General features: G+C 68.3%; 22 protein-coding genes. 12 read left to right on the forward strand and 10 right to left on the reverse strand.

Annotation, left to right across the window (positions count from 1 at the left end; genetic code table 11):
- Positions 1–79: 79 nt before the first annotated feature.
- Complete coding sequence (locus AC13FN_RS12525) at positions 80–1,138, reverse strand: CDP-glycerol glycerophosphotransferase family protein (RefSeq protein ID WP_312392446.1); 1,059 nt, start codon at positions 1,136–1,138, stop codon at positions 80–82.
- Between AC13FN_RS12525 and AC13FN_RS12530 the strand changes: the two genes are divergently transcribed.
- Together AC13FN_RS12530 and AC13FN_RS12535 are read left to right on the forward strand one after the other, a co-directional pair.
- The gene (locus AC13FN_RS12530) at positions 1,137–1,955 is read left to right on the forward strand and encodes a glycosyltransferase family 2 protein (RefSeq protein WP_054172582.1); all 819 of its coding nucleotides are present in this window, start codon (positions 1,137–1,139) and stop codon (positions 1,953–1,955) included. The genes AC13FN_RS12525 and AC13FN_RS12530 overlap by 2 nt on opposite strands.
- Before the next feature lie 43 nt (positions 1,956–1,998).
- Positions 1,999–3,120, forward strand: a complete 1,122-nt coding sequence (locus tag AC13FN_RS12535) for a glycosyltransferase family 4 protein (protein ID WP_054172583.1) — start codon at positions 1,999–2,001, stop codon at positions 3,118–3,120.
- Between the two features lie 18 nt (positions 3,121–3,138).
- On the opposite strand, the gene AC13FN_RS12540 is transcribed toward AC13FN_RS12535, so the two are convergent.
- The 4 genes from AC13FN_RS12540 to def all read right to left on the reverse strand — a co-directional run bounded on the left by AC13FN_RS12540 (position 3,139) and on the right by def (position 7,775).
- Positions 3,139–4,860, reverse strand: coding sequence for an ArnT family glycosyltransferase (locus tag AC13FN_RS12540; RefSeq protein WP_478410336.1), 1,722 nt, complete (start codon positions 4,858–4,860; stop codon positions 3,139–3,141).
- A gap of 23 nt (positions 4,861–4,883) precedes the next feature.
- Complete coding sequence (rsmB, locus tag AC13FN_RS12545) at positions 4,884–6,215, reverse strand: 16S rRNA (cytosine(967)-C(5))-methyltransferase RsmB (protein WP_049436888.1); 1,332 nt, start codon at positions 6,213–6,215, stop codon at positions 4,884–4,886.
- A 3-nt stretch (positions 6,216–6,218) separates the two neighbouring features.
- Positions 6,219–7,142: a methionyl-tRNA formyltransferase gene (gene fmt / locus AC13FN_RS12550; protein WP_049436887.1), complete on the reverse strand. Its 924-nt coding sequence runs from the start codon at positions 7,140–7,142 to the stop codon at positions 6,219–6,221.
- A 120-nt stretch (positions 7,143–7,262) separates the two neighbouring features.
- On the reverse strand, positions 7,263–7,775 hold the full coding sequence (def, locus tag AC13FN_RS12555; protein WP_008267110.1) for a peptide deformylase: 513 nt from the start codon (positions 7,773–7,775) through the stop codon (positions 7,263–7,265).
- A gap of 126 nt (positions 7,776–7,901) precedes the next feature.
- Between def and AC13FN_RS12560 the strand changes: the two genes are divergently transcribed.
- From AC13FN_RS12560 to AC13FN_RS12600, 9 genes are all read left to right on the forward strand, one after another.
- Positions 7,902–9,035, forward strand: a complete 1,134-nt coding sequence (locus AC13FN_RS12560) for a LysM peptidoglycan-binding domain-containing protein (protein ID WP_054172585.1) — start codon at positions 7,902–7,904, stop codon at positions 9,033–9,035.
- A 116-nt stretch (positions 9,036–9,151) separates the two neighbouring features.
- Positions 9,152–10,279 carry a DNA-processing protein DprA gene (gene dprA / locus AC13FN_RS12565; RefSeq protein WP_482984905.1) on the forward strand — a complete coding sequence of 376 codons (1,128 nt, stop codon included), beginning with the start codon at positions 9,152–9,154 and terminating at the stop codon, positions 10,277–10,279.
- A gap of 43 nt (positions 10,280–10,322) precedes the next feature.
- Entirely contained in the window at positions 10,323–10,796 is a 474-nt protein-coding gene (locus AC13FN_RS12570) for a DUF494 family protein (protein WP_005411195.1), read from the forward strand.
- 39 nt (positions 10,797–10,835) lie between these two features.
- Positions 10,836–11,594 carry a pilin gene (locus AC13FN_RS12575; protein WP_197597998.1) on the forward strand — a complete coding sequence of 253 codons (759 nt, stop codon included), beginning with the start codon at positions 10,836–10,838 and terminating at the stop codon, positions 11,592–11,594.
- A 49-nt stretch (positions 11,595–11,643) separates the two neighbouring features.
- A complete protein-coding gene (locus AC13FN_RS12580) occupies positions 11,644–12,576 on the forward strand; it encodes an RDD family protein (RefSeq protein ID WP_049436883.1) in 933 nt (310 codons plus the stop codon).
- A 193-nt stretch (positions 12,577–12,769) separates the two neighbouring features.
- Entirely contained in the window at positions 12,770–15,256 is a 2,487-nt protein-coding gene (locus AC13FN_RS12585; RefSeq protein WP_482984904.1) for a DNA topoisomerase I, read from the forward strand.
- A 97-nt stretch (positions 15,257–15,353) separates the two neighbouring features.
- Positions 15,354–15,944 carry an L-threonylcarbamoyladenylate synthase type 1 TsaC gene (gene tsaC, locus AC13FN_RS12590; RefSeq protein ID WP_080354943.1) on the forward strand — a complete coding sequence of 197 codons (591 nt, stop codon included), beginning with the start codon at positions 15,354–15,356 and terminating at the stop codon, positions 15,942–15,944.
- A gap of 43 nt (positions 15,945–15,987) precedes the next feature.
- Positions 15,988–16,665 (forward strand): DUF4124 domain-containing protein, encoded by a 678-nt coding sequence (locus AC13FN_RS12595; RefSeq protein ID WP_401740903.1) that lies wholly within the window; start codon positions 15,988–15,990, stop codon positions 16,663–16,665.
- A gap of 35 nt (positions 16,666–16,700) precedes the next feature.
- The gene (locus AC13FN_RS12600) at positions 16,701–17,447 is read left to right on the forward strand and encodes a hypothetical protein (protein WP_217014366.1); all 747 of its coding nucleotides are present in this window, start codon (positions 16,701–16,703) and stop codon (positions 17,445–17,447) included.
- 115 nt (positions 17,448–17,562) lie between these two features.
- On the opposite strand, the gene AC13FN_RS12605 is transcribed toward AC13FN_RS12600, so the two are convergent.
- Entirely contained in the window at positions 17,563–18,339 is a 777-nt protein-coding gene (locus AC13FN_RS12605) for an SDR family oxidoreductase (protein WP_010481164.1), read from the reverse strand.
- Between the two features lie 111 nt (positions 18,340–18,450).
- Between AC13FN_RS12605 and AC13FN_RS12610 the strand changes: the two genes are divergently transcribed.
- A complete protein-coding gene (locus AC13FN_RS12610; protein ID WP_401740898.1) occupies positions 18,451–18,663 on the forward strand; it encodes a hypothetical protein in 213 nt (70 codons plus the stop codon).
- Between the two features lie 73 nt (positions 18,664–18,736).
- Here AC13FN_RS12610 and sppA read toward each other — a convergent pair whose 3' ends face one another.
- The 4 genes from sppA to AC13FN_RS12630 form a co-directional block, all read right to left on the reverse strand.
- Positions 18,737–20,659, reverse strand: coding sequence for a signal peptide peptidase SppA (gene sppA / locus AC13FN_RS12615; RefSeq protein WP_049436878.1), 1,923 nt, complete (start codon positions 20,657–20,659; stop codon positions 18,737–18,739).
- A gap of 115 nt (positions 20,660–20,774) precedes the next feature.
- The gene (locus AC13FN_RS12620; RefSeq protein WP_010481157.1) at positions 20,775–22,139 is read right to left on the reverse strand and encodes an MATE family efflux transporter; all 1,365 of its coding nucleotides are present in this window, start codon (positions 22,137–22,139) and stop codon (positions 20,775–20,777) included.
- 236 nt (positions 22,140–22,375) lie between these two features.
- Positions 22,376–22,960 (reverse strand): DUF3106 domain-containing protein, encoded by a 585-nt coding sequence (locus AC13FN_RS12625; protein ID WP_010481155.1) that lies wholly within the window; start codon positions 22,958–22,960, stop codon positions 22,376–22,378.
- A complete protein-coding gene (locus AC13FN_RS12630; protein ID WP_482984903.1) occupies positions 22,953–23,957 on the reverse strand; it encodes a hypothetical protein in 1,005 nt (334 codons plus the stop codon). Before AC13FN_RS12630 ends, AC13FN_RS12625 begins: the two co-directional genes overlap by 8 nt.
- Positions 23,958–23,961 lie beyond the last annotated feature (4 nt).

The raw sequence follows: 23,961 nt of genomic DNA on the forward strand, positions 1-23,961 counted from the left end.
GGCGTGGATCTACTGTAGAGCCGAGCCCACGCTCGGCTTGCCGCAGCCGAGCATGGGCCCGGCGCTACATCACCCCCCGTTACCGCTGCGAGGGGCCCCAATAGCCCAGGTCCTTGCGGATCTGCAGGTCGCGCATCCAGCTGCCGAACGGCTTGCGCCGCAGCGCGCCCATTTCGCCGGACAGGAAATCCTCGGTGGCCGCGATCACGCGCTCGCTGGACAGGCCATCGCGGTACGGGTGGATGGCATCGGCGTAGCGCACGATTTCCGCCTGCAGCGCCGCGTACGGGTGCAGCGCACGCTGCAGCATCGCCTGCAGCTGCGCAGGATCATCGAAGTCGATCATGTGCGGCTTGGGCACGCGGTTGCGGAAAGTCACCACTGGCTTGTGCTGGACAATGAACTCCGAAACGATCGACGAGGTATCCGATACCAGCACATCGGCGGCGCGCTGCGCGGCCATCACCTGCTCGGGCTCGATGAAGCGGGCATTGGCACCGGCCAGCGCGCGGTAGCGTTCGAACAGTTCCGGCGGGCACTTCGGGTGCAGGGTCAGCAGCCAGTAGTGATCACCAGCAGCGATATCGGCGGCGATCTGCGCGTGCAGGTGCGGGGCCGCGCTCAACCGTTCAGTGAAGGTCGAGCCGAACAGGATCACCGGGCGCTCGCCGGCCGGAGCACGCAACGCGGCGCTCTCGCCACCGTCATCGCGGAACAGCGGGTCCAGCTTCGGCCAGCCGGTCTCTGCCACCGCGAAATGGCCCTGCAGGGCAGCGATCTCGCGGAACGGCGCAGTGGTGGCCGGCCCCTGCGTGCAGTACAGGTCGAACATGCCGCGCACCCTGAAGTGGCCGCGGGCACTGTCACGCTTCTCCACGTTGAAGCCATGAAACAGCTGCACCTTGGCCCCGGAAAGGAAGGTCGGCACCCAGTTGGCGGCGCTGAACACCGCCCGCGGGCGCATCGCCAGGGCCTGCTTCAGGCCCACGTTGGGCACCCCCGGCAGGCTGCTGCCGGCCGCTCCGCCCTCGAACCAGGCGGCCACCTCCTGCCCGGACGCGTGCAAGGCCTGCGCCAACGGGGCGAGAATAGGCAGCGCATAGCGCTCCGTCGCAAACAACAGGTACCCGGCCATCATGTCCTCCACGACCGCTCCCATCGAACGGCCTCGCATCTCGGCGTGCATTATCGCGTTCAACGAGGCCGGGCGCATCGGCGACTGCCTGGCCTCGCTGGCCTTCTGCGATGAGATCGTGGTGGTCGACTCGCAGTCCACCGATGCCACCGTGGCCATCGCCGAGGCTGCCGGTGCCCGCGTGCTGCAGCGCCGGTTCGAGGGTTTCCGCAGCCAGAAGGCGTTCTGCGTCGAGCAGGCCAGCCACGACTGGGTGCTGTGCCTGGACGCCGACGAACGCATCAGCCCCGAGTTGCGTACGGCCATCGAGCAGGCCCGCGACGGCGGTTTCAGCGGCCACGCCGGCTACCGTTTCGCCCGCCTCTCGGAATATTTCGGGAAGTTCCTGCGCCACGGCAATGCCTACCCGGACCGGGTGATGCGGCTGTTCGACCGCCGCCAGGGCGGCTGGCGCGGCAAGCGCGAGATCCACGAAGCGGCCAGCGTCGAGGGCAACGTCGGCACCCTGCGCGGCGACCTCATCCACTACCCCTACCGCTCCCTGCAGCAGCAGCTGGCCAAGACCGAGAAATACGCGCGGATGATGGCCGAGCACGAGTTCGCACGCGGCAAGCGGGCCACCCTGGGCAAGCTGGTACTGGCGCCGGCCTGGCGGTTCTGGCGCGGCTTCCTGTTCCGTGGCGGCTTCCGCGATGGCTGGCATGGCCTGGTGTATGCCTACGTACGCGCCAACTACGTGCGGCAGAAGACCATCATGCTGTGGATGCTGGGCAATGGACAGGCGGTGGCCGACCCGGCGCCTTCCGCGGACCGGCCGTGACCACGCTGTGTCACACTGCGCGGGCGTTGCCTGAAGACCCCCCATGAAAATCCTGTACACCAACTTCCACTACGGCGACGGTGGCGGCCACACCACGTACATCGTCTCGTTGGCGCGTGCGTTGCACGGCCAGCACACGCTCCATGTCGCCGCGCCGGCCGACAGCCGCCTGCTGCGGACCATGGCCGATGAGGGCATTGCCCGCACACTGCCGATTGCGTTCGGCAGCGGCCTGCCAACGCTGCCCCGGCAGCTGGCCGAACAGCGTGCGCTGCGCAGGCTGGTGCGCGATGAAGGCATCGACCTGATCCACGTCAACGGTGCGCGCGACCACCGCTTCGTGATGCAGGGGCTGCTTGGCATGCGCCGCCCGCCGATCGTGCTGACCAAGCACAACAGCAAACCCACCGACACCTTCGGCAATGCGCTGCGCGCACGCTGGGCCACCGATCGGCTGATCGCGGTCTCAGCCGACACCAAGCGCCTGCTGGAACAGGGCCCATACCGTCGCTGCCCGATCGACGTGGTCCGCAACGGCGTGGACCTGGAGCGCTACTCGCCACAGCCGGCCGGCACCGGCAGCGCGCTGCGCCAGCAATGGACGCAGGATCCACAGGCGCTGGTGCTGGTCAGCAATGCCGGCACCGACGATTACAAGGGCTGGATCGACCTGGCCCAGGCCATCGCGCGGCTGCCCGATGCGGTGCGCCCGCACGTGCACATGGCCGTGGCCGGCCACCTGCCCAGCGCACAGCAGCGCGAACAGGTGCAGGCGCTGGGCGAGGTGGCCGCGCAGGTGCACTTCACCGGCCTGCTGGCCGATACCCGCGTACTGATCGCGGCCGGCGATGCTGGCTTCGTGCTGTCCCATGACGTCGAGACGATCTCCTTCGCCTGCCGCGAGATGATGGCCAGCGCCAAGCCGATGCTGGTCAGCGATTACGCGGGCCTGCCGGAAAACATCGAACAAGGCGTCGATGGCTGGGTGGTTGCCACCCGCGACGTCGACGCCATCGCCGCACAGGTGCAGGCGCTGTACGCACAGCGCGATGCGCTGCCGGAACATGGCCGGGCAGCACGCCGCCATGCACAGCGGGAGTTCGGCCTGCAGACATTCGCCGACGCCACGCTGGCCAGCTACCACGCCGCCCTGGCCAGCCCCTGAGCCACGTTGCCCGAACGCTCAATCGGTGATGCCGGGCCCCTGCAGGCGGCGCTCGTGCTCGAGTTCCGCCGCCGACGGCCGGCAGGTGCCGGCGACCGCGTCGGCAGGTACCAGCCACCAGCGGCGACGATTGGAAATGCCCGCCATTTCGGCCTGCGCACGATCAATGCAGGCCTGCATCGCATCCTCGTTCACCAGCAGCCAGCGGTGCTGCGGAACCAGCCGCTGCCAGCGCACGGCAGCCTGCAGCTGTTGATGCCAACGCGCTTCGAATCCAAAGGTGGCCGCAGGACGATCGGCCATCAGCAGGTTCTGCTCTTTCCATGCCACCAGTCCCAGCTCGGCCTGCGGGCCGATGCGTGCGCTGACCTCGCGCATCAGGCCACGGGCCGAGCTGGAATCGTTCAACACCGGATAACCGACCAGGCTGTACAGCACCCAGACCCCGGCAAGGGTAGCGACCAGGGCAACGTGCCGACGCCGGCGCCCGCACACCCACAGGCTCAAGGCCGACCAGACCGCCATCGCCAGCGCCGTCCAGGCCAGCGCATCGGTGGCACCGGGAAGCAACCCGCGGCCATGGGTAAGACGCACTTCGAAATCCGGATCACCCAGCAGCGCCAGCGCACCGACCAGGCCCAGCGCCAGTGCCAGCAACGCGGTGAATGCGCCCAGCACACGCTGCACATCGCACCGCCTCAGCAGCCCCGGCAGCAACGGCGCCAACGCCAGGCAGAACATCGGCAATGCCGGCAGGATGTAGACGTCGCGCTTGCCGTGCGGGATAGAGAAGAACAGCACGACCAGCAGCCACCAGGCCAACGGCAGCAGGTAGCGCGCATCGCGCCGGCGCAGCCGCCGGAACCAGGCCGGAAGCGCCCACGGCAGCAGCAGGAACGCGGGGATCCACATCGACGGCATGATCGCCAGGAAGTACCACCACGGCTGGTGATGGTCCCAGGACTGCGTATAGCGCCGTGCGGTCTGCCGGAACAGGATGTCGTCCATGTAGGCGCGGTACGGCTCCGAGCCGGTGGCCAGGCCGGCCAGCAGCATCGGCGCCAGCCACAACGACACCGCCAGCAGGAAGGCCAGCGGTGCCAGCCAGAAGCGCAGGTCACGCACGTGCAGGCTCACCCGCGGCCAATGCAGCATGGATGCGACTGCGGCCGGCACGATCATCATCAGCGCCAGCACGCCTACGCCCTTGGTGATCACCCCGATGCCGGCGAAGAACCAGCCCATCCACCACCATCGCCAGGCCGGGCCCAGCAGCAGATGGCGCAGCAGTCCGTAGTTGGCCAGGGTGATGAACAGCACCACCAGCGGATCGATCTGCGCCTTCTTCGCCTGGAAGGTGAAGTGCAGCGCGAACAGCAGTGCCCAGCCGGCGTACAGCCCCACCTGCCGCGTCCACAGGCGGCGGCCGAGATCGACCACGCACCACAGCGTACCCAGCGCGGCCAGCAGCGAGGGCAACAGGAACGCCAACCGCCAGTGGCCGACCAGGCTGTACAGCGCGGCCTGCCACCACATCAGCATCGGCGGCTTGTCCGAATACAGTTCGGGGCCGCGATGCGGGAACAACCAGTAACCGCTGTCGACCATCTGCTTGGCCACCAGCGCGAAACGTGGCTCATCCGATGGCCACGGATCACGGAGGCCCAGGCCGGCCCCCAGCACCAGCAGAGCCATCACCACCAACAACCACGTCTGGCGCGACGCGTGGGTTTTCAGCATGGGACTCGAAACGGCAGCGGGGGTCAGGCTGCTTTTAACAGACGCGCGTAGAAGAAACCGTCAGCATCGTTTTCACCCGGCAGCCGCTGGCGTGCCACCCCTTCGCAATCCACGCCGAACGCGTCGCCCAATGGCTGCGCCACGGCATCCGGATGCCACTTCAGGAACGCGCGCACCTGATCGATGTTCTCGGCGCGCAGGATCGAACAGGTGGCATACAGCAGCACGCCGCCCGGGCGCAGCATCGACCAGCAGGCTTCCAGCAGGCGCGCCTGCACGCCGACCAGTGCATCGATGTCTTCAGCGCGACGGTGGAACATCACATCCGGCTGGCGGCGGATCACGCCAGTCGCCGAACACGGCGCATCCAGCAGGATCGCGTCGAACGGCACGCCATCCCACCAGGCACCGGGATCGCTGGCATCGGCAGCCAGGGTCTGCGCATGTTCGCCCACGCCGGTGCGGGTGTAGGTATCGCGTGCGCGGGCCAGACGGCGCGCGTCGATATCCAGCGCCAGCAGGCGCAGGCTGGGGTCGCGCTCCAGCAGGTGCGCAGACTTGCCGCCGGGTGCCGCGCAGGCGTCCAGCACGCGGGCACCGGCCGCCGGAGCCAGCGCATCGGCCGCACACTGCGCCGACAGGTCCTGCACCGAGATCGCGCCCTCGGCGAAGCCGGGCAGCTGATTCACGGCAACCGGAGAGGCCAGCCGCAACGCGTCGGCGCTGAGCGGACTGGCTTCTGCGGCGATGCCGGCTTCGGCCAGCGCTGCCAGTGCCTTGTCACGGCCGCCCTGCTGGCGGTTGGCGCGCAACCACAGTGGCGCCGGTTGCAGGCTGGCGCTGAAGATCGCGTCGGCCTGCGCCGGCCAATCGCGTTCCACCGCATCGGCCAGCCATTCCGGGAAGGCATCGCGCGCGGGCTGTTCCGGGAAGCCTTCGCGCTGCGCGCGGCGCAGGATCGCATTGACCAGGCCTGCCTGGCGCTCACGGCCCAGTGCACGCGCGGCATCGACCGTGGCCGACAGCGCCGCGTGCGCCGGCAGCTCGAGCACGTCCAGCTGGGCGAACCCGACCATCAGCAGCGTGCGCAGGTCGGCATCACGCGCCGACAGCGGCTTCTGCATCCACGACTGCAGCGCCGCGTCATAGGTGCTGCGACGACGCAGGACGGCAAAACACAGGGCTTCCAGCAGCGCGCGGTCGCGGCTGTCGGCCAGCTTCGGCAGCGCCCAGGCCAGCTCGGCCTTCAGCGAACGGCCACGGGTGAACACCTGTGCCAGCACACGTGCGGCCAGCATGCGCGTGGCCGCGCCCGGCGCCGCCTTGGCGACGGAGAAATCGTTCTGCTTCGACACCGCTTATGCCCCCACGCGCAGATCGCGGCGGGCGTTGAGGTAGTCGGCCGCAGTAATCGCCTTGCCACCTTCCCGCTGCAGCACACGCAGGCGCAGTGCGCCCTGGCCACAGGCGATGTCGATGCCATCGCGGCTGGCCGCCAGTACGGTGCCCGGTGCCTGGCCGTGGTCCGCCTCCAGCGCCACCGCACCATGGATGCGCACGCGTTCACCGGCCAGCGTCGCCTCGGCGATCGGCCACGGATTGAACGCGCGCACGGTACGCGCCAGCGCGCCGGCGTCCTGCGCCCAATCCAGCTTCGCTTCGGCCTTGTCCAGCTTGTGCGCGTAGGTCACGCCCTGTTCCGGCTGCGGCCGCGCGATCGGCTTGATGCCGGCACGCAGCAGGCCCAGGCCATCGGACAGCACCTGTGCGCCCAGCTCGGCCAGCTTGTCATGCAGCTGGCCACCGGTATCGGTGGCCGCGATCGGCAGTTCCTGGTGCAGCAGCACCGGGCCGGTATCCAGTCCGGCCTCCATCTGCATCAGGCACACCCCGGTCTTCGCGTCGCCGGCCTGGATCGCGCGCTGGATCGGCGCGGCACCGCGCCAGCGCGGCAGCAGCGAGGCATGCACGTTCCAGCAGCCGTGGGTCGGAATGGCCAGCACCGCCTTGGGCAGGATCAGGCCATAGGCCACCACCACCATCAGGTCCGGCTGCAGGTTGCGCAGCTGCTGCTGGGCCGCCTCGTCCTTCAACGACTCGGGCTGGTAGACCGGGATGCCACGGGCCACGGCTTCCAGCTTGACCGGCGACGGCGCCAGGCCACGGCCACGGCCGGCCGGACGATCAGGCTGGGTGTAGACGGCCACGACCTCATGATGGCGCGCAGCCGCGCGCAGCGATGACACCGCGAATTCCGGCGTACCGGCAAAGACAATCCTCATGGCTACCCCACTTGCAGGATGGATTCGTGCAGGAAATAAAACGGCGCCGTCGGCCGGCGCCGTACAGCCCGCGCGTGCCGCGCAGGCGCGGGCCACCCGAAGGGTGGCCCGGATTGGCGATCACGCCACGTGCTTGCGCTGCTTGGCCAGCTTCTTGCGCACCATCTCGCGCTTGAGCGGCGACAGATAGTCGATGAACAGCTTGCCGTCCAGGTGGTCCATCTCGTGCTGGATGCAGGTGGCCAGCACTTCACCGGCCTCCAGCTGCTGTTCCTGGCCGTTGCGGTCCAGGTACTTCACGGTGATGGTGTCGGCACGGGTGACGTCGGCGAAGATGCCCGGAACCGACAGGCAGCCTTCCTGGTACACCCGGCCCCCGTCCTTGGCGACGATTTCCGGGTTGATGAACACATGCGGTTCATTCTTTTCTTCGCTGACGTCGATGACCATGAAGCGCTTGTGCACGTCCACCTGGGTGGCGGCCAGGCCGATGCCCGGGGCGTCGTACATGGTCAGGAACATGTTGTCGATCAGTTCCTGGAAGGCCGGCGTGGTGACTTCGGCGGCTTCGATCAACGCAGCCTTGGTACGCAGGCGCGGATCGGGGAACTCAAGAATGGGGAGAAGGGCCATGGCTGTTTCCGGATAGGGGGCCGGCACGCCGGCATACGTCGCAGATTCTAGCTCCAACGCTTGCCTTGCGCCCCGGTTTCTGGACTATAGTGCGCGAACCTGTTGGGGAATCAGGGCTTCACACCTATGTTGCTTCGTTTTCGTACGGTCGTCGCCGCGGCGATGCTGACCGTGGCTGCCTATGCTACCGCCGTGGAAGTGAATGGCGGGCACCCGGACACCTATGTGGTCCGAAAAGGGGATACGTTGTGGGATATCGCCGCACGTTTCCTGCAGAAGCCGTGGCTGTGGCCGGAGATCTGGCAGGCCAATCCGCAGATCGCCAATCCGCACCTGATCTATCCCGGTGACGTGCTCAGCCTGGCCTATCTGGACCGGGTGACCGTCGCTGCCAAGCCCGGCCCGCGCCAGGAAGCCCCGATCGATGCCATTCCGCTGGCCCAGGTCGAGCCGTTCCTGAAGCAGCTGAGCGTGGTCGACAGCATCGAGCAGCTACCCTACGTGGCCGGCTTGGAGGAAGAACGCCTGCGCGTCACCAGCGGCAGCGCGGTGTACGTGCGCCTGGCCGACGCCCAGCTGGGGCAGCGCTGGGCCGTGGTCCGCCCGACCGTGCGCTACGCCCAGCCCAAGCCGACCGAGGACCTGACCGCCAACGGCGACGTCACCCCGGGCAGCGGCAACCTGTGGCGGGCCTACAGCGCCCCCAACCACCGCCGCGGCGTGCTCGGCTATGAGCTGGCCCAGGTCGCCACCGGCACCATCACCCATGTCGCCGGCGGCAAGGTCGAGGCGTCCACCCTGGTGCTGGACAAGAACGAGGGCGGCCGCGAGGTGCGTGCCGGCGACCGCCTGGTCCCGGTCGAGGCCAAGCCGTACGACCTGCAGTTCATCCCCCATGTCCCGGCCGCCGGTGTGGAAGGCGTCGACGTGCGCGTGCTGGCCGTCACCGACATGTTCACCGCCGCCGGCCCGCGCGATGTGATCGCGATCTCGGCAGGCCGCGCGCAGGGCGTGGACAACGGCACCGTGTTCTCGCTGTGGCGCCCAGGCCGCCACGTGGCGCACCGCATGAAGTACCCGACCTCGTCGCGCATGGACGATTCGCTCAGCACCGGCGCAGGCCGGGTCTCGCTGCCGGACGAATACGCCGCGCACGCCATGGTGTTCCGTACCTTCGACAACGTCAGCTACGCGCTGGTGATGCAGGGCGTGAAGCCGGTACGCGTGGGGTTCAACGCACTGCACCCGGACGCGAAGTAACCATCGCCAGGCGGCCCGGCCAGGCCTCTGGCGGGCAGGCACCTCCGGCAAAGTCTGACAGCCACATGCGAAGGCGCCCTAGGGCGCCTTTGTTGTATGCGCTCGATAGTGGGGGGATGACCAACCCAACTGACGAGGCGCTGCTGCGCCTGTTGATGGCAGGCGGCTCGCTGGCACCACGGCGGGCCCTGCTGGAGGCCGCAGGCAATGCGGAAATCGCGATCGCGCAGGGCGCCGCGAACTGGCGCGCGCACGGCTGCACGCCAGAGCAGTGCGCCACACTGGAACGCCCGGACGCCCGGGCCTCGGCCGTGGCACGGCGCTGGCTGGAAGACGACAACCAGCACCTGCTGGCCTTCACCGATCCAGCATTCCCCCCGGCCCTGCTGGATGTCCCCAACCCACCCCTTGCGCTGTTCATCGCCGGTGACCCCAGCCTGGCCTGGCGCCCGTCGGTGGCGCTGGTCGGCAGCCGCTCGCCAACGCCGGGCGGACGCGCGCTGGCAGCCCGCTTTGCCGGCTGTTTCGTCGAAGCCGGACTGACGGTGACCAGCGGCCTGGCGGCGGGCATCGACGCCGCCGCCCACCAGGCGACACTCGACGCCGGTGGTTGCACCGTGGCGGTGATCGGCACCGGCCCGGACCGGGCTTACCCGGACAGCCACGCCCGCCTGCAGGCCCGGATCGCCACCGAGGGCGCGGTGCTCAGCGAGTACCTGCCGGGCACGCCGGCACGCCCCGGCCACTTTCCCGCCCGCAACCGGCTGGTGGCCGGGCTGGCACTGGCGACGGTGGTGGTCGAGGCCGCCCAGCGCTCCGGCGCCCTGATCACCGCACGCCTGGCTGCCGAGGCCGGTCGCGAGGTCTGCGCCCTGCCCGGCTCGGTGCTCAATCCACGCGCGGCGGGCTGCCATCGGCTGATCCGTGAGGGTGCTGCACTGGTCGAGCGCCCGGAGGAGGTCCTGGAACTGCTGGCCCCCGCCCTCCGCCAGCAGCTGCCGGGCTTGCAATCACGGTTGGCCACCCCCACTGAACAGGCACCGCCGGTACTCCTGCCGGCGCGCTGGGCCGACGACCCTGACTACCAGTGCTTGTGGCGGGCCCTGGACCACAACCCAAGCAGTATGGATTCACTGATCACGCGCTGTGGATTGACGGCGCCCCAGGTGTCCTCCATGCTGCTGGCCATGGAACTGGCGGGAATCGTGGTGTGCGTACACGGCCGCTACTGTCGAACTCCCTAGTTTCTTCACCTCCACAGCGTCGCGCGACGCAGGCCGAGGGGCAATGAAAGAGAGCATCCTGGATGTACTGCTGTACCTGTTTGAACACTATTTCAGTGAAGATGCGGACCTGATCCGTGACCGCGATTCGCTCCAGAACGGCCTGATCCAGGCCGGTTTCAGCCCAACCGAGATCAACAAGGCATTCGACTGGCTCGATGCCTTGGCCGCGCAGCGGCCGAGCGTGGCCCAGGCGCGGGTCGATGGCCCCGTGCGCGTCTACCACGGCCCCGAGCTGGACAAGCTGGACGTGGAATGCCGTGGTTTCCTGCTGTACCTGGAACAGCACGGCATCCTCGACGCCGACCAGCGCGAGCTGGTGCTGGACCGGGCGATGGCCCTGGACCAGGACGAACTGGACCTGGACGACCTGAAATGGGTCGTACTGATGGTGCTGTTCAACCAGCCCGGCTCCGAGGCGGCGTATGCCTGGATGGAGACGCAGATGTTCATGGACGAGCCAGAACCCCTGCACTGACCGTACACTTGGGGGCATAGCGCATTCAGGAGCGTCCCCGTGAGCGAGTGGTTCCATGCAGAAGGCAACCGGCAGCAGGGTCCGCTGCCGGCGGAACAGTTGGTCGAGTTGTTCCGCAACAACCAGATCTCCCTGGACACCCTGGTCTGGCGCGACGGCCTGCCGCAATGGCAGCCGTTGCGCACCGTGGTCGACGAACTCGGCCTGATCGTGCCGGCGCTGGACGCTGCCACGCCACCCGTGGAACCCGAGCCCGAACCGGAACCGGTGGCACCGCCTCCGCCGCAGCCGCCGGTACTGCCGCCGTCCCCCCCCTACACCACCAGTGCATCGGCCACCGCCCTGCCGGCGCCGAAGAAGAAGCTGTCCGGTTGCGCCCTGACCGCCATCATCGGCGGCGGCCTGCTGCTGGTGCTGGTACCGATCGTGGCCATCCTGGCCGCCATCGCGCTGCCTGCCTACAACGACTACACCGTGCGCGCCAAGGTCGCCGGCGCAGTGACCGCACTGCAGCCGTTGAAGGACCAGGTGCAGCATTTCGCCGATGACGAAGGCCGTTGCCCCGGTGCCAACGACGCCGGCTTCCCGGCCCCGGGTGACTTCGCCCATGCAGGGCTGTCGGCGGTGAACATCGGTCGCTTCAACAATGGCCACTGTGGCATCGAAGCCACCCTGGCGCTGCCCGGCAAGAGCCTCGATGGCGACCTGCTGTGGCTGGAATACGATCGCGACAGCGGCCGCTGGGAATGCAGTGGCGAAAGCAACGACAAGTACCTGCCGCCGTCGTGCCGCGGCTGAGCCACGCGCACGCCAGCACCTCCAAGGATGATTCAACAGGGAACATGCAATGACTGAGTGGTACTACGCCGAAGGACAGCAACGCCAGGGCCCGCTGCCGGTCCAGGAGATCCGCCAGCGCTTCCAGCGTGGCCAGCTCAACCTGGACACCCTGGTCTGGCGCGAGGGCATGGCCCAGTGGGCTGCACTGCGCCAGGTGGTCGACGAGCTCGGCCTGCAGACGCTGGCCGATGCCAGCACGGCCACCAGCAGCGGCGGCTTCGACCTGCGTGGCGACTATGCCGCCATCGACAACGGCAGCGCCCCCCTGCCCGGCACCGGCGCACTCAGCAGCTCGCCCTACAGCGCTCCAGCCGCCGCCGGCAGCGGTGGCCACGCACAGCCGGTGGTTGGCGGTGAAGTGGTCTACGCAGGCTTCTGGAAGCGTGTGGCGGCCTACATGATCGACTACTTCGTGCTGGTCATCCCCGGCAGCATCATCGGTGCCATCCTCGGTGCGATCCTCGGCGCCAGCATGGGCGCGGTAGGCAGTGGCGAATCGGCCATCGAGATCGTGGCGCAGCTGGCCAGTGCCCTGATCAACCTCTGCATCGGCATGGCCTACTACACCTGGTTCCACGCCTCGCAGGGCGGCGCCACGCTGGGCAAGATGGCGGTCGGCATCAAGGTCGTGCGCGGCAACGGCGAGCGCCTGACCAAGGCGCGCGCATTTGGCCGCTACTGGGCCATGCTGCTGAGCAGCTTCACCCTCGGCATCGGTTTCCTGATGGCGGCCTTCACCGAGCGCAAGCAGGGCCTGCACGACATGATCTGCGACACCCTGGTGGTCGACCGCTGGGCCTACACCGACCAGCCGCAGCTGCAGCGCCGCGAGCTGGGCACGGTGACCGTGCTGGTGCTCGTGCTGACCGGCCTGCTGTCGCTGGCGGGCCTGGTCCTGCTGGTGTTCGCGGTCGGCTTCATCGCCAAGATGGCCTCATGAACGGCCATCCTCACGCCTGGCTGCTTGACATGGGCTGGCCGGGCGTGATTCCTCTAATAAGGTGAAACCTGAACGCCCGGCACATTACCGGGCGTTCAGTTTATGGATTTGCCCGTGGCCGCTTCACTAATGCGGCCGTTTGCTCCACCCTAGCGGCCCCTCTCCCCTGGTCCGCCCACAGACCTTTCCTGACATGCCCAAGCACCTGCTCATCGTCGAATCGCCGGCCAAGGCCAAGACGATCAACAAATACCTCGGCAAGGACTACACGGTCCTGGCCTCGTATGGGCACGTGCGCGACCTGATCCCGAAGGAAGGCGCGGTCGACCCGGACAACGGGTTCGCCATGCACTACGACGTGATCGACAAGAACGAAAAGCATGTCGATGCGATTGCCAAGGCCGCCAAGAGCGCCGACGACATCCTGCTGGCGACCGACCCGGATCGCGAGGGTGAGGCGATCAGCTGGCACATCGCCGAGATCCTGAAGGAACGCGGGCTGGTCAAGGACAAGCCGATGCAGCGCGTGGTGTTCACCGAGATCACCCCGCGCGCCATCAAGGAAGCGATCAGCCAGCCGCGCGCGATCGCCAGCGACCTGGTCGATGCCCAGCAGGCGCGCCGCGCGCTGGACTACCTGGTCGGCTTCAACCTGTCGCCGGTGCTGTGGCGCAAGGTCCAGCGCGGCCTGTCCGCCGGCCGCGTGCAGAGCCCGGCGCTGCGCATGATCGTCGAGCGCGAGGAAGAGATCGAAGCCTTCATCGCCCGCGAATACTGGTCGATCGCCGCCGAGTGCGCACACCCGTCGCAGCACTTCAACGCCAAGCTGATCAAGCTGGACGGGCAGAAGTTCGAGCAGTTCACCATCACCGACGGCGACACCGCTGAAGCGGCGCGCATGCGCATCCAGCAGGCCGCGCAGGGCTCGCTGCATGTCACCGATGTGGCCAGCAAGGAGCGCAAGCGCCGCCCGGCGCCGCCGTTCACCACCTCCACCCTGCAGCAGGAAGCCTCGCGCAAGCTCGGCTTCACCACCCGCAAGACCATGCAGGTGGCGCAGAAGCTGTATGAAGGCGTGGCGATTGGCGACGAAGGCACCGTCGGCCTGATCTCGTACATGCGTACCGACTCGGTGAACCTGTCGCAGGACGCGCTGGCCGAAATCCGCGACGTGATCGCCCGCGACTACGGCATCGCCTCGCTGCCGGACCAGCCGAACACCTACCAGACCAAGTCCAAGAACGCCCAGGAAGCGCACGAAGCGGTGCGCCCGACCTCGGCCCTGCGCACTCCGTCCCAGGTGGCGCGCTTCCTGACCGACGACGAGCGCCGCCTGTACGAGCTGATCTGGAAGCGTGCGGTGGCCTGCCAGATGATCCCGGCCACGCTCAACACCGTCAGCGTCGACCTCTCGGCCGGCAGCGAGCACGTGTTCCGTGCCAGCGGCACCACCGTGGTGGTGCCCGGCTTCCTGGCCGTGTACGAAGAAGGCAAGGACAACAAGAGCGCCGAGGACGAGGACGAAGGCCGCAAGCTGCCGGCGATGAAGCCCGGCGACCGCGTGCCGCTGGAACGCATCCAGGCCGAACAGCATTTCACCCAGCCGCCGCCGCGCTACACCGAAGCGGCGCTGGTGAAGGCGCTGGAAGAGTACGGCATCGGCCGTCCCTCGACCTACGCTTCGATCATCCAGACCCTGCTGTTCCGCAAGTACGTGGAAATGGAAGGCCGCAGCTTCCGCCCGTCCGACGTCGGCCGCGCAGTGTCCAAGTTCCTGTCCAGCCACTTCACCCGGTACGTGGACTACGACTTCACCGCCAAGCTCGAAGATGAGCTCGATGCCGTCTCGCGTGGCGAAGAAGAGTGGATCCCGCTGATGGCCCGTTTCTGGGAGCCGTTCAAGGAGCTGGTGGAAGACAAGAAGGAATCGGTCGACCGTGCCGAGGCCAGTGGCGCGCGCGAGCTCGGCACCGACCCGAAGACCGGCAAGCCGGTCAGCGTGCGCCTGGGTCGCTTCGGGCCGTACGCCGCCATCGGCAGCACCGCCGAGGATGCCGAGGAGAAGCCCAAGTTCGCCTCGCTGCGCCCCGGCCAGTCGATGCACACCATCTCGCTGGAAGACGCGCTGGAACTGTTCCTGATGCCGCGCGCGCTGGGTGAGGACAAGGGCGAGCCGGTCAGCGTCGGCATCGGCCGCTTCGGCCCGTTTGCCAAGCGCGGCAGCACCTATGCCTCGCTGAAGAAGGAAGACGACCCGTACACCATCGACCTGGCCCGCGCCGTGTTCCTGATCGAAGAGAAGGAAGAGATCGCGCGCAACCGGATCATCAAGGAATTCGACGGCAGCGACATCCAGGTGCTGAACGGCCGCTTCGGCCCGTACATCAGCGACGGCAAGATGAACGGCAAGATCCCCAAGGATCGCGAGCCGGCATCGCTGACCCTGGCCGAAGTGCAGCAGCTGATGGAAGAAACCGGCAAGCCGGTGCGCAAGGGCTTTGGCGCCAAGAAGGCCGCCGCGAAGAAGGCCCCGGCCAAGAAAGCAGCGGTGAAGAAGGAAGCCGCACCGAAGAAGGCCGCTGCAAAGAAAGCGCCTGCCAAGAAGGCCCCGGCCAAGAAAGCAGTAAAGAAGGCCGCCGCCAAGAAGGCCCCGGCGAAGAAGGCCGCTGCAAAGAAGTAGATCCACGCCATGCGTGGATGAGGGCCAAGGTGTGCGGACCAGCGGTCCGCACCTACCGTCCGCGCCGACCACCCCTTCTGCACGCAGCAGGGGGATAATGGAGGCCCACGCCGGGCCGGTCGCCGCCATGAAAGAACTCACCCTGGACTCTGCTGTCGCCACGCTCCGCGCGGGCGGCGTGATCGCCTACCCGACCGAAGCGGTCTGGGGCCTGGGCTGTGATCCCTCGCACGAAGCTGCGGTGCACATGGTGCTGCGGCTGAAGCAGCGCCCGATCGAGAAAGGCATGATCCTGGTCGCGGCCGAGCTGGCGCAGCTGGAAGGCTGGGTGCGCCTGCAGGCGCTGCCCGACGCCCGCCAGCGCGCGGTACTGGCCAGCTGGCCCGGCGCCAACACCTGGATCCTGCCCGCCGGCCCGCGCGCGCAGCCCTGGGTCACCGGCGAGCACAGCGGCATCGCGGTGCGCATCAGCGCGCACCCGCTGGTGGCCGAACTCTGCCGCGCCTGGGGCGGCCCGCTGGTCTCCACCAGCGCCAACCTGGCCGGCGAACCGCCGGCCCGCAGCCGCGAAGAACTGGACCCACGCCTGCTGCGCCTGCTCGACGGCATCCTCGATGGACAGACCGGCGGCCTGGCCCAGCCCACCCCGATCCGCGACGCGCTCAGCGGCAACGTACTGCGTTCCTGAGCCGGCGATTGCGCTGCTGCGGACAATCACGCACCCTGCCGCCATGACCCTGCTGCGCGCCACCCTCAGCCTGTGCCTGCTGCTGCCGTGGACGGCGCCCGCCGCCGACGACGTGCGGGTGTACCGCTGCGTTGCCAGCAACGGCGCCGTTGCCCTGCAGGACACGCCCTGCAACAGCGGCCGCCAGCAGGTTCGCGACCTGCAGCGCCCGCGCGATCCCGCTCCACGGGTGGTGCGCAGTGATGCCACGCCTCCGCCGCCCAGCGAAACCCCGGTCATCCGCGAGCGCGAAGTCCGCCACGTCTACATCCAGCCGCCGCAGCCGATGTACGAATGCGTGAGCGAGGATGGCCGCCGCTATACCAGCGACAACAACGAAGGCAATCCGCGCTGGGTGCCGCTGTGGACCAGTGTCTGGCTGCCACACGGCCATCGGAGCCCGGCCTACCCCGGACCACGCCCCGCCATCGGCACGCCGATCGGCGAAGGCGCGGGTTATCGCCCTCCCTCGATCGGCATGGGCGTGCAGGTTCCGGCCGGCAGCGTGCTGGTTCGCGACAGCTGCCATGCGTTGCCGCCGCAGGAAGTCTGCGCGCGACTGAGTGACCGCCGCTGGGAGCTGGATCGCCGTTACAACAGCGCGCTGCAGAGTGAACGCACCGCCATCAGCAACGAACAGCGCGGCATCGATGCGCGCCTGTCACGCGATTGCGAACGCTGAGCGCAGCACGCCGTCGCAGCCTGTACGCTGTGCGCATGAACCGAGTGATCTGGCTGCTTCTGGTGCTGCTACCCGGAAGCGCGTTGGCCGAAGAGGGCGTGATCTACCGCTGTACCTCCAGCAGTAGTGACGTCCCTACCCTGCAGCGCACGCCGTGCCCCACCGGCAGCAAGCAGCAGGTGCTGCGCATACCCGACCCGGCCAACTCGCAGCCGGCCGCCGCTGCACCTGTGGCGGCCGAACCTGCACCCGCCCCCGTCGAAATTCCCGCGCCGGTGCCGGCCGGAGCGGCCGTTGCCCCTGCGGCCCCAGCGAAACCACGACGCGCGGATGAAGGACGCACGATCATGGAAGCAGGCATGGTCGAACACGAAGGAGACGACCAGATCCTCGACAGCGCGACGCTGCGCCGCGATGCCGAGGCCCGCGCCACCGCAGGTGACGGTCCACCGAAGCCGCCGCTTCCTCCGATCTTCCAGTGCACCGACAGCCAGGGCGGCGGCTACCTGTACGAGTACGAGGCCTCGCCCGGCCGCTGCGAGCTGATGACGGTACAGGGCCTTGGCGGAGTGACGCCGGTGAATGCCGCCAGCTGTGAAGTGGTGCGCGACCACTGCGAAGCGCTTCCCGAAGCGCAGCGCTGCGGTGGTTGGCAGCAGCGCTTCCGCGATGCCCGCGGCCGTGAGCGCTTTGCCGCGCCGGAAAACCGCGATACCGCGCGCGGAGAACGCAAACGGCTGCAGGACGTGCTGGAAGCCAGCAACTGCCCGGTACCGGGGTGACAGCGGCGGCATGGCCGCACCAGCCCAAGGGGTGGATCTGTTGTAGAGCCGAGCCATGCTCGGCTGCCGTTGGCGGAATGCAACCGAGCATGGGCTCGGCTCTACAGCAGAGCGATCAGAACCCGTAGCGCAGGAACCCACCATCCACCGCGATGCACTCGCCGGTGACATAGCTGGCCGCCGGCAGGCACAGGAAGCCCACGGCTGCAGCCACTTCCTCCGGCTCGCCGATGCGGCGCATCGGCGTGCGGTTGATCACTTCCTCGTAGTAGTCCGGGTCCGCCAACGGCCCTGACGTGCGCCGCGTGCGGATGTACCACGGTGCCACCGCGTTGACCCGGATGCCATCCTCGGCCCACTCGACGGCCAGGTTGCGGGTCATCTGGTGCATCGCCGCCTTGGTCATGCCGTAGACCACGCCGCTGCGCACATGGGTCAGGCCGGACACGCTGCCGACGTTGACGATGGACGACGACGCGTGGCGGGCCAGCAACGGATGCGCGTAGCGCGACAGCTCGAATGCCGAGAACAGGTTGGTCTCGAAGATCTTCCGCCATTCATCCTCGGAATACTCCGTGGCCGCCTTGGTGACGTTGCCGCCGGCGTTGTTGACCAGGATGTGCAGGCCATCGCTGTGGTCCTCCACCCAGTCCAGGATCTGGCGGCGGTCCTCGTCGTCGGAGACATCGGCAGCCAGTGCATGCACCTGCATCTGCGGATACACGTCCAGCAGTTCGTCGCGCGCGGTCTCCAGCATGTCGATATCACGGCCGACGATCATCAGATCGGCGCCGAAGCCGGCCAGTTCATGCGCGATGGCAAGGCCGATGCCGGCGCTGGCGCCGGTGATCAAGGCGGTCTGGCCGTCCAGGCGCCACCGTTGCTGGGTCATGTGCTCTCCGGGGCCGCGCCCGCTGTGTTTCGATGCGGCAAGGATACGCGCTCACGGCCGCCCCCTGCCGAGGATGCGACACTGCCCGCACGCCCATCACGGAGTGCCGCCATGCGCATCCTGATCCTGTCCACGTCCCTGCTGGCCACCGTGCTGCTGTCCGCCTGCCAGCGCCCGCCCACGCCGAATCCGGAGAAGCCGCCGGAACCGCAGGCCATAGCCCGTGCGATCCAGCAGCCACTGGACCGCGCCAAGCGCGTGCAGAAAACCGTCGATGACGCCGCTGCGAGCGAGCGCAAGGCCGAGGCTGACGCCACGCAGTAACCCCGCAAACGAAAACGCCCGGCCAAGGCCGGGCGTTTCCAGTAGATCCACGCCATGCGTGGATGGCTTCCGGTCAGAACCCGCAGAAGCAGTACGCCAGCGCCTTCACCGGCGTGCCGTTGCCCTTCTCGCGGGCCGCGTTCTCGACAAAGCGCAGCTGCGTATCCACTTCCGGCATCGTGCGCGCCAGCACCATCCGCGCCATGCCCGAGTCGGACAGCATCCAGGCACCGGCACGGCTGCCGGCGAAACCGCTGACGAACTGCGCGAACGGCGTTGCCGCCTTCTCGATGTAGCGCACGCGATAGGCATCGGCCTTGCCCAGCTTGGCGCGGCTGGCGGCATCGGCCACGGCATCCTTCAGGCCACCGAAGGCATCGACCAGACCACGTTCCTTTGCCTGCGCACCGCTCCACACGCGGCCACGCGCCACTTCGTCGACGGCCTCGACCGGCTTCTTGCGGGCGTCGGCGACGCGACCGGTGAAGTCGGCGTAACCCTTGTTGATCACCGACTGGATGACCTGGCCCACAGCCGGCTCCATCGGGCGGGTGACATCGAACGCACCGGCGAAACGGGTGGTGCCGACACCATCGGTGTGCACGCCGATCTTGTCCAGCGCGCGGCTGAAGTTCGGCACCATGCCGAAGATGCCGATCGAACCGGTGATGGTCGACGGATCGGCATAGATGCGATCGGCGTTCATGCTGATCCAGTAGCCACCGGAGGCGGCCAGGTCGCCCATCGACACCACCACCGGCTTGCCGGCGGCCTGCAGGGCCACCACTTCACGGCGGATCTGCTCGGAGGCGAACACTTCACCACCCGGCGAATTGACACGCAGCACCACGGACTTCACGTTCTCATCGTCACGCGCGGCACGCAGCAGCGCCGAGGTCGATTCGCCACCGATGCGGCCGGCCGGGAGATCGCCGCCGCTGATTTCACCGGCGGCCACCACCACCGCCACCTGCGGACGGTTGTCGACCGGGTTGCGGCGCGCATCGAGCTGGCCCAGGTAGGTGCCGAAGTCGACGTTGCGGAAACCACCGTCGGCATCTTCGTCGGCCACGCCACGCTCGATCATCAGATCCTCGAATTCCTCGCGGGTCTTCAGTGAGGTCACCAGCTTCTGCTGCAGGGCGAACTTGGCCAGGTCACCACCGGCAGCGGCGATGCCTTCCGGCAGCGTGTCGATGCCGGCGGCCAGCTGTGCCGGGTCCAGGCGACGCGCCTTGGCGATGTCGCCCAAGTAGCGCTGCCACACGTCGTTCATCCAGAACAGGTCGGCTTCCTTGGAGGCCGGCGAGGCGGCGTCGAGCACGTACGGCTCGGCCGCGGACTTGTACTCGCCCACCTTGAACAGGTGCACGTCCACACCCAGCTTGTCCTGCAGGCCGGTGCGGAAATACTGGCGGTAGCGGCCCAGGCCCTCGAGCACCACCGACCCCATCGGGTCCAGGTAGACCTCGTCGGCCTGTGCGGCCAGCAGGTACTGCGACTGGCCCATGCTTTCGCTGTAAGCCACCAGCTGCTTGCCGGATGCACGCAGGTCCTGCAGCGCGGCGGCGACTTCACGCAGCGAGGCGAAGCCCGACGGCTGCAGCTTGTCCAGCTCCAGCACCACGCGCTCGATCTTCTTGTCTTCCTTGGCCGACTCGATCACCCGCAGCAGGTCGCGCAGCTGGATCTCTTCGGCACCGTTGTCGCCCACCGCCTTGGCCAGCGCACGGCTGACCGGATCAGCGCTGAACTGCTCGACCAGGCGGCCTTCCGGCGCGATCACCAGGGTGGTGCGGTCCTGCAGCGATTTGCTGGCACCGGCGCCCATGCCGGCGGCGATGACGAACATCACCAGCAGCAGGAACAGCAGGCCGAAGAACACCAGGTTGAGGATCAACCGGCGGGTGAAGTTCATGACGTCCCACAGCCCGATGAAGAAACTGGCGACGGGGTTGCGACGCGCCGGGGGCAGCGGGGGCACGGGTTGATTCATGGAACGCTCCGGATGGCTTCTTGCCGTGGTGCCAGCATAGCCGGTGCCGCGTGATGCGGCATCGGACACAAGTCAGGGGATCGCCCGCCACGGGTCATCGCGGCGGGCGGGCAAATCAGGACAGTACGGACTGGCCGATGCGCAGGCTGCTGCGGCGCAGGCGCCAGCCCATCAGGATGGCGGCGGCGGTCAGGCCGACGATCAGGCCGATCCACATGCCCTGCGGGCCCATGCCCAGCCCCAGGCCGAGCCCGGCGCCGAGCGGCATGCCCAGGCCCCAGTACGCGAACATGGCGATGAACATCGGCACGCGGGTGTCCTTCAGGCCGCGCAGCGCGCCGGCCGACAGTACCTGGATGCCATCCGGGAACTGGAAGGTGGCCGCGTACAGCAGCAGGGTGGAGGCCAGGCCGGCCACCGCCAGGTCGTTGGTGTAGACACCGACGATGGCATCGTGGCCGAACAGCAGTACCGCCGCCGACAACGTCTGCGTGCCCATGATGATCGCGTAGCCAGCCCACGCCGCACGGCGCACGCCGAAGCCATCGCCACGGCCGACCGCATGGCCGACCCGCACGGTGGTGGCCTCGGCCACGCCCATCGGGATCATGAAGCACAGCTGGGCGACGTTGATCGCGATCTGGTGCGCGGCTGCTTCATTGGCACCGAGGCGGCCGATCAGCAGCGCGGTGACGATGAACAGGCCGCCCTCCATCAGCACGGTGATGCCGATCGGCAGGCCGGTGCGCAGCAGATCCCAGATCGCCTTCCAGCGCGGTCCTTCGAAGTGCGAGAACAGCTGCAGGTGGGCGAAGCGCTTGGTGAACCACAGGTAGGTGGCGAAGGCGATCGCCTGCAGCCACATCATCACCGCCGAGGCGATGCCCAGGCCCTCGGCACCCATTTCCGGGAAGCCCAGCTTGCCGTTGGCCAGCACGTATCCCATCGGCGCCAGCACCAGCAGGCCGCCGAAGCCGAGCAGCATGGTCGGCAACGTCCAGTGCATGCCCTCGCTCAGATAGCGCATGCAGAAATACAGGGTCAGCGCCGGGCCGCCCCAACGCACCGCATGCAGGAACGCGGTCGCCCCCGGCACGATGTCCGGTGCGATGCCGAAGGCCGGCAGCAGCGGCGGCACCACGGTGAGGAAGGTGAACATGATCAGGCCCAGGCCCAGCGCCAGCCACAATGCCTGGCGGAACAGCGGGCCGATCTCCCGCTCGCGGCCAGCGCCATGCAGCTGCGACACCGAGGCGGTGAGCGAGATCAGGGTGCCGATCGGGATCAGCATCGGCAGCCACAACAGCGCCGTGCCGATGGTCACCGCGGCCAGGGTCGCGGTGGCGTGGTGGCCGGCAATGACGTTGTCGACGAAGGAGATCAGACCGGTGGATACATGCCCGAGCACAAGCGGCAGGGCGAGCAGACCGGTGGCGCCGACTTCCTTGCTGAAGCGCGGCGTGGAGGTTGCAGTAGACATAAGGTGCTTGACGCGAACTACGGTTGCGCGCGAAGGGCACAGGCACCGGGTTGCGGCCGGTCATCTTACGCGCGCCGCGCGCGCATTCCCATGACATGGCGTGAATGCTGGGTTCCGGCAGGCCCCGGCATCACGCGTTGCGATCGCGTTACGAACAGAAAAAGGGGACGGAGGGGATTAAGTCGTTTCAAGCCCGACTGTGCCGAATACGACTTAATCCCCTCCGTCCCCTTTGTTTACTGACCCGCCTGGCGCTTGAGCCAGGTGTCGCGCTCGGCGGCCGGCACCGCGAGGAACGCGCTGCGAACCGTGTCGCGCTCCTGCGGCGGCGTGCGCTGCGCGACCAGGGTGAGCTGGGCCAGCTGCGCCGGGCTGAGCTGGCGCAGCACGGCCAGCGCGGCCTCGCGCTGTTGCGGCGGCACAAACCCGAACAGGCCGTGCAGCTTGGGGAACTCCAGCCCCAGCTGCGGGCCCAACCGCCAGCCTTCGCGGAACGCCTGGTCCTGCGCCTGGAACTGCTGGCGCAGGCGCTGCTGCTGGTCGGCTGGCAGTGCATTGAATCGCGCAGCGGCCTGACGGATCCGCTCGCGCTCGCCCTCCGGCAGGGCGCGCCAGGCCGCGTAATCGGCGCGACGCTGGCGCTGCTGCGGGGCGTCAAGCTGGGCGAACGCGGCGGGTGTCGTGCTTGTGGTGGCCGGGGCCGTAGCCGCCGGTGAACTGCCCGGCACTGGCGGCGGCAGCGGCACGTTCAAGGTCTGCGGCGCGGCGGACAGCGACAACGGCAGGGCCAGCAGCAGGCTGGCGAGCAGGGTCTTATTCATCGGCGGCAGCGGTTTCCAGCGTGGCACTGGCCGGCTCGGGCCGGCTCGGCTTGGATTGTGATTCGTCCACCGGCAGCGGGCCGCCAGCAGCGGTCCACGCATACAGATCAGCATCGGCCACCAGCGGATAGTCGCGGTCGGCCAGCATGGTGGCGTCGTCCGTAGCCTGCGCAGGGGTCGCGTCCGGCGTGGCGTTGACCTCGCTTGGCGGCAGTGCTTCCACCGTGACGGGGCCCGCCTCACCCACCACGCCTTCCGGCAGCGGTGCGTCGCTGCCAGACGAATGGCCCTGCCAATAGCGCCAGCCCAGCGCGGCTGCCAACAGCACAACCACGGTCACCAGCAGGATCAATGGACCGCGCCAGCGCGGCTTTGCGTTCGAACGGCGGCGCTTGCCATTGGCAGCCGTGCGATCTTCACGCTGCGGCGCACGCCAGCCGGAGGTTGGGGCTTCATTGTTGGCCGCCGGCGCGGCCGGCTGCTGCAGCTGCTGCAGGCGTTTGGCGGGCAGGTCGCGGATGCGCAACTGCACCTGTTCGGCCAGCTGGCGCCAGGCCGAGGCATCGGGTTGGCCGTGCGCGTCACGCGGGCAGGCCTCGGCCAGCAGGTGCTGGTAGCCGGCTTCATCCTGGTCAAGCACGCGCATGGCGATACCTTCATCCAGACTGCCGCCCACCCGCAGCAACAGCGCCAGGCGCGGCAACGGTCCCATCTCGCCCAGCGCGGCCAGCGGCGGTTCCCACTGGCCGCCCACCGGCTCGCGCAGCGCCTGGCGCTGGCCCAGCAGGGTCCAGAAGCGGGTCGGCCACTGCGCCATCGGCAGGTCACTGGCGACCGCGGCAAAGGCACGCATCACCGCCACCAGGGTCTGCTCGGCACGCGCGGCATCGCCGCACTGCAGCTCAGCCACCACCAGGGCGCGGCGCTCGACGCCACGCAGGAACGCCGACAGCGCGCCGGCCGCGGTCGAGGAAACAGGGGCGGGCACAGCCGTCATCGGT

Source organism: Stenotrophomonas sp. 115C5 (assembly GCF_056861055.1).

Excerpts from the sequence above, each read along its gene's own strand:
- AC13FN_RS12540 (WP_478410336.1), bottom strand. The coding sequence starts at position 4,860 with ATGCTGAAAACCCACGCGTCGCGCCAGACGTGGTTGTTGGTGGTGATG.
- AC13FN_RS12530 (WP_054172582.1), top strand. The coding sequence starts at position 1,137 with ATGTCCTCCACGACCGCTCCCATCGAACGGCCTCGCATCTCGGCGTGC.
- def (WP_008267110.1), bottom strand. The coding sequence starts at position 7,775 with ATGGCCCTTCTCCCCATTCTTGAGTTCCCCGATCCGCGCCTGCGTACC.
- AC13FN_RS12535 (WP_054172583.1), top strand. The coding sequence starts at position 1,999 with ATGAAAATCCTGTACACCAACTTCCACTACGGCGACGGTGGCGGCCAC.
- AC13FN_RS12620 (WP_010481157.1), bottom strand. The coding sequence starts at position 22,139 with ATGTCTACTGCAACCTCCACGCCGCGCTTCAGCAAGGAAGTCGGCGCC.
- AC13FN_RS12560 (WP_054172585.1), top strand. The coding sequence starts at position 7,902 with ATGTTGCTTCGTTTTCGTACGGTCGTCGCCGCGGCGATGCTGACCGTG.
- fmt (WP_049436887.1), bottom strand. The coding sequence starts at position 7,142 with ATGAGGATTGTCTTTGCCGGTACGCCGGAATTCGCGGTGTCATCGCTG.
- AC13FN_RS12630 (WP_482984903.1), bottom strand. The coding sequence starts at position 23,957 with ATGACGGCTGTGCCCGCCCCTGTTTCCTCGACCGCGGCCGGCGCGCTG.
- AC13FN_RS12580 (WP_049436883.1), top strand. The coding sequence starts at position 11,644 with ATGACTGAGTGGTACTACGCCGAAGGACAGCAACGCCAGGGCCCGCTG.
- dprA (WP_482984905.1), top strand. The coding sequence starts at position 9,152 with ATGACCAACCCAACTGACGAGGCGCTGCTGCGCCTGTTGATGGCAGGC.
- tsaC (WP_080354943.1), top strand. The coding sequence starts at position 15,354 with ATGGAGGCCCACGCCGGGCCGGTCGCCGCCATGAAAGAACTCACCCTG.
- AC13FN_RS12585 (WP_482984904.1), top strand. The coding sequence starts at position 12,770 with ATGCCCAAGCACCTGCTCATCGTCGAATCGCCGGCCAAGGCCAAGACG.
- AC13FN_RS12605 (WP_010481164.1), bottom strand. The coding sequence starts at position 18,339 with ATGACCCAGCAACGGTGGCGCCTGGACGGCCAGACCGCCTTGATCACC.
- AC13FN_RS12595 (WP_401740903.1), top strand. The coding sequence starts at position 15,988 with ATGACCCTGCTGCGCGCCACCCTCAGCCTGTGCCTGCTGCTGCCGTGG.
- AC13FN_RS12570 (WP_005411195.1), top strand. The coding sequence starts at position 10,323 with ATGAAAGAGAGCATCCTGGATGTACTGCTGTACCTGTTTGAACACTAT.
- AC13FN_RS12625 (WP_010481155.1), bottom strand. The coding sequence starts at position 22,960 with ATGAATAAGACCCTGCTCGCCAGCCTGCTGCTGGCCCTGCCGTTGTCG.
- AC13FN_RS12610 (WP_401740898.1), top strand. The coding sequence starts at position 18,451 with ATGCGCATCCTGATCCTGTCCACGTCCCTGCTGGCCACCGTGCTGCTG.
- sppA (WP_049436878.1), bottom strand. The coding sequence starts at position 20,659 with ATGAATCAACCCGTGCCCCCGCTGCCCCCGGCGCGTCGCAACCCCGTC.
- AC13FN_RS12600 (WP_217014366.1), top strand. The coding sequence starts at position 16,701 with ATGAACCGAGTGATCTGGCTGCTTCTGGTGCTGCTACCCGGAAGCGCG.
- AC13FN_RS12525 (WP_312392446.1), bottom strand. The coding sequence starts at position 1,138 with ATGATGGCCGGGTACCTGTTGTTTGCGACGGAGCGCTATGCGCTGCCT.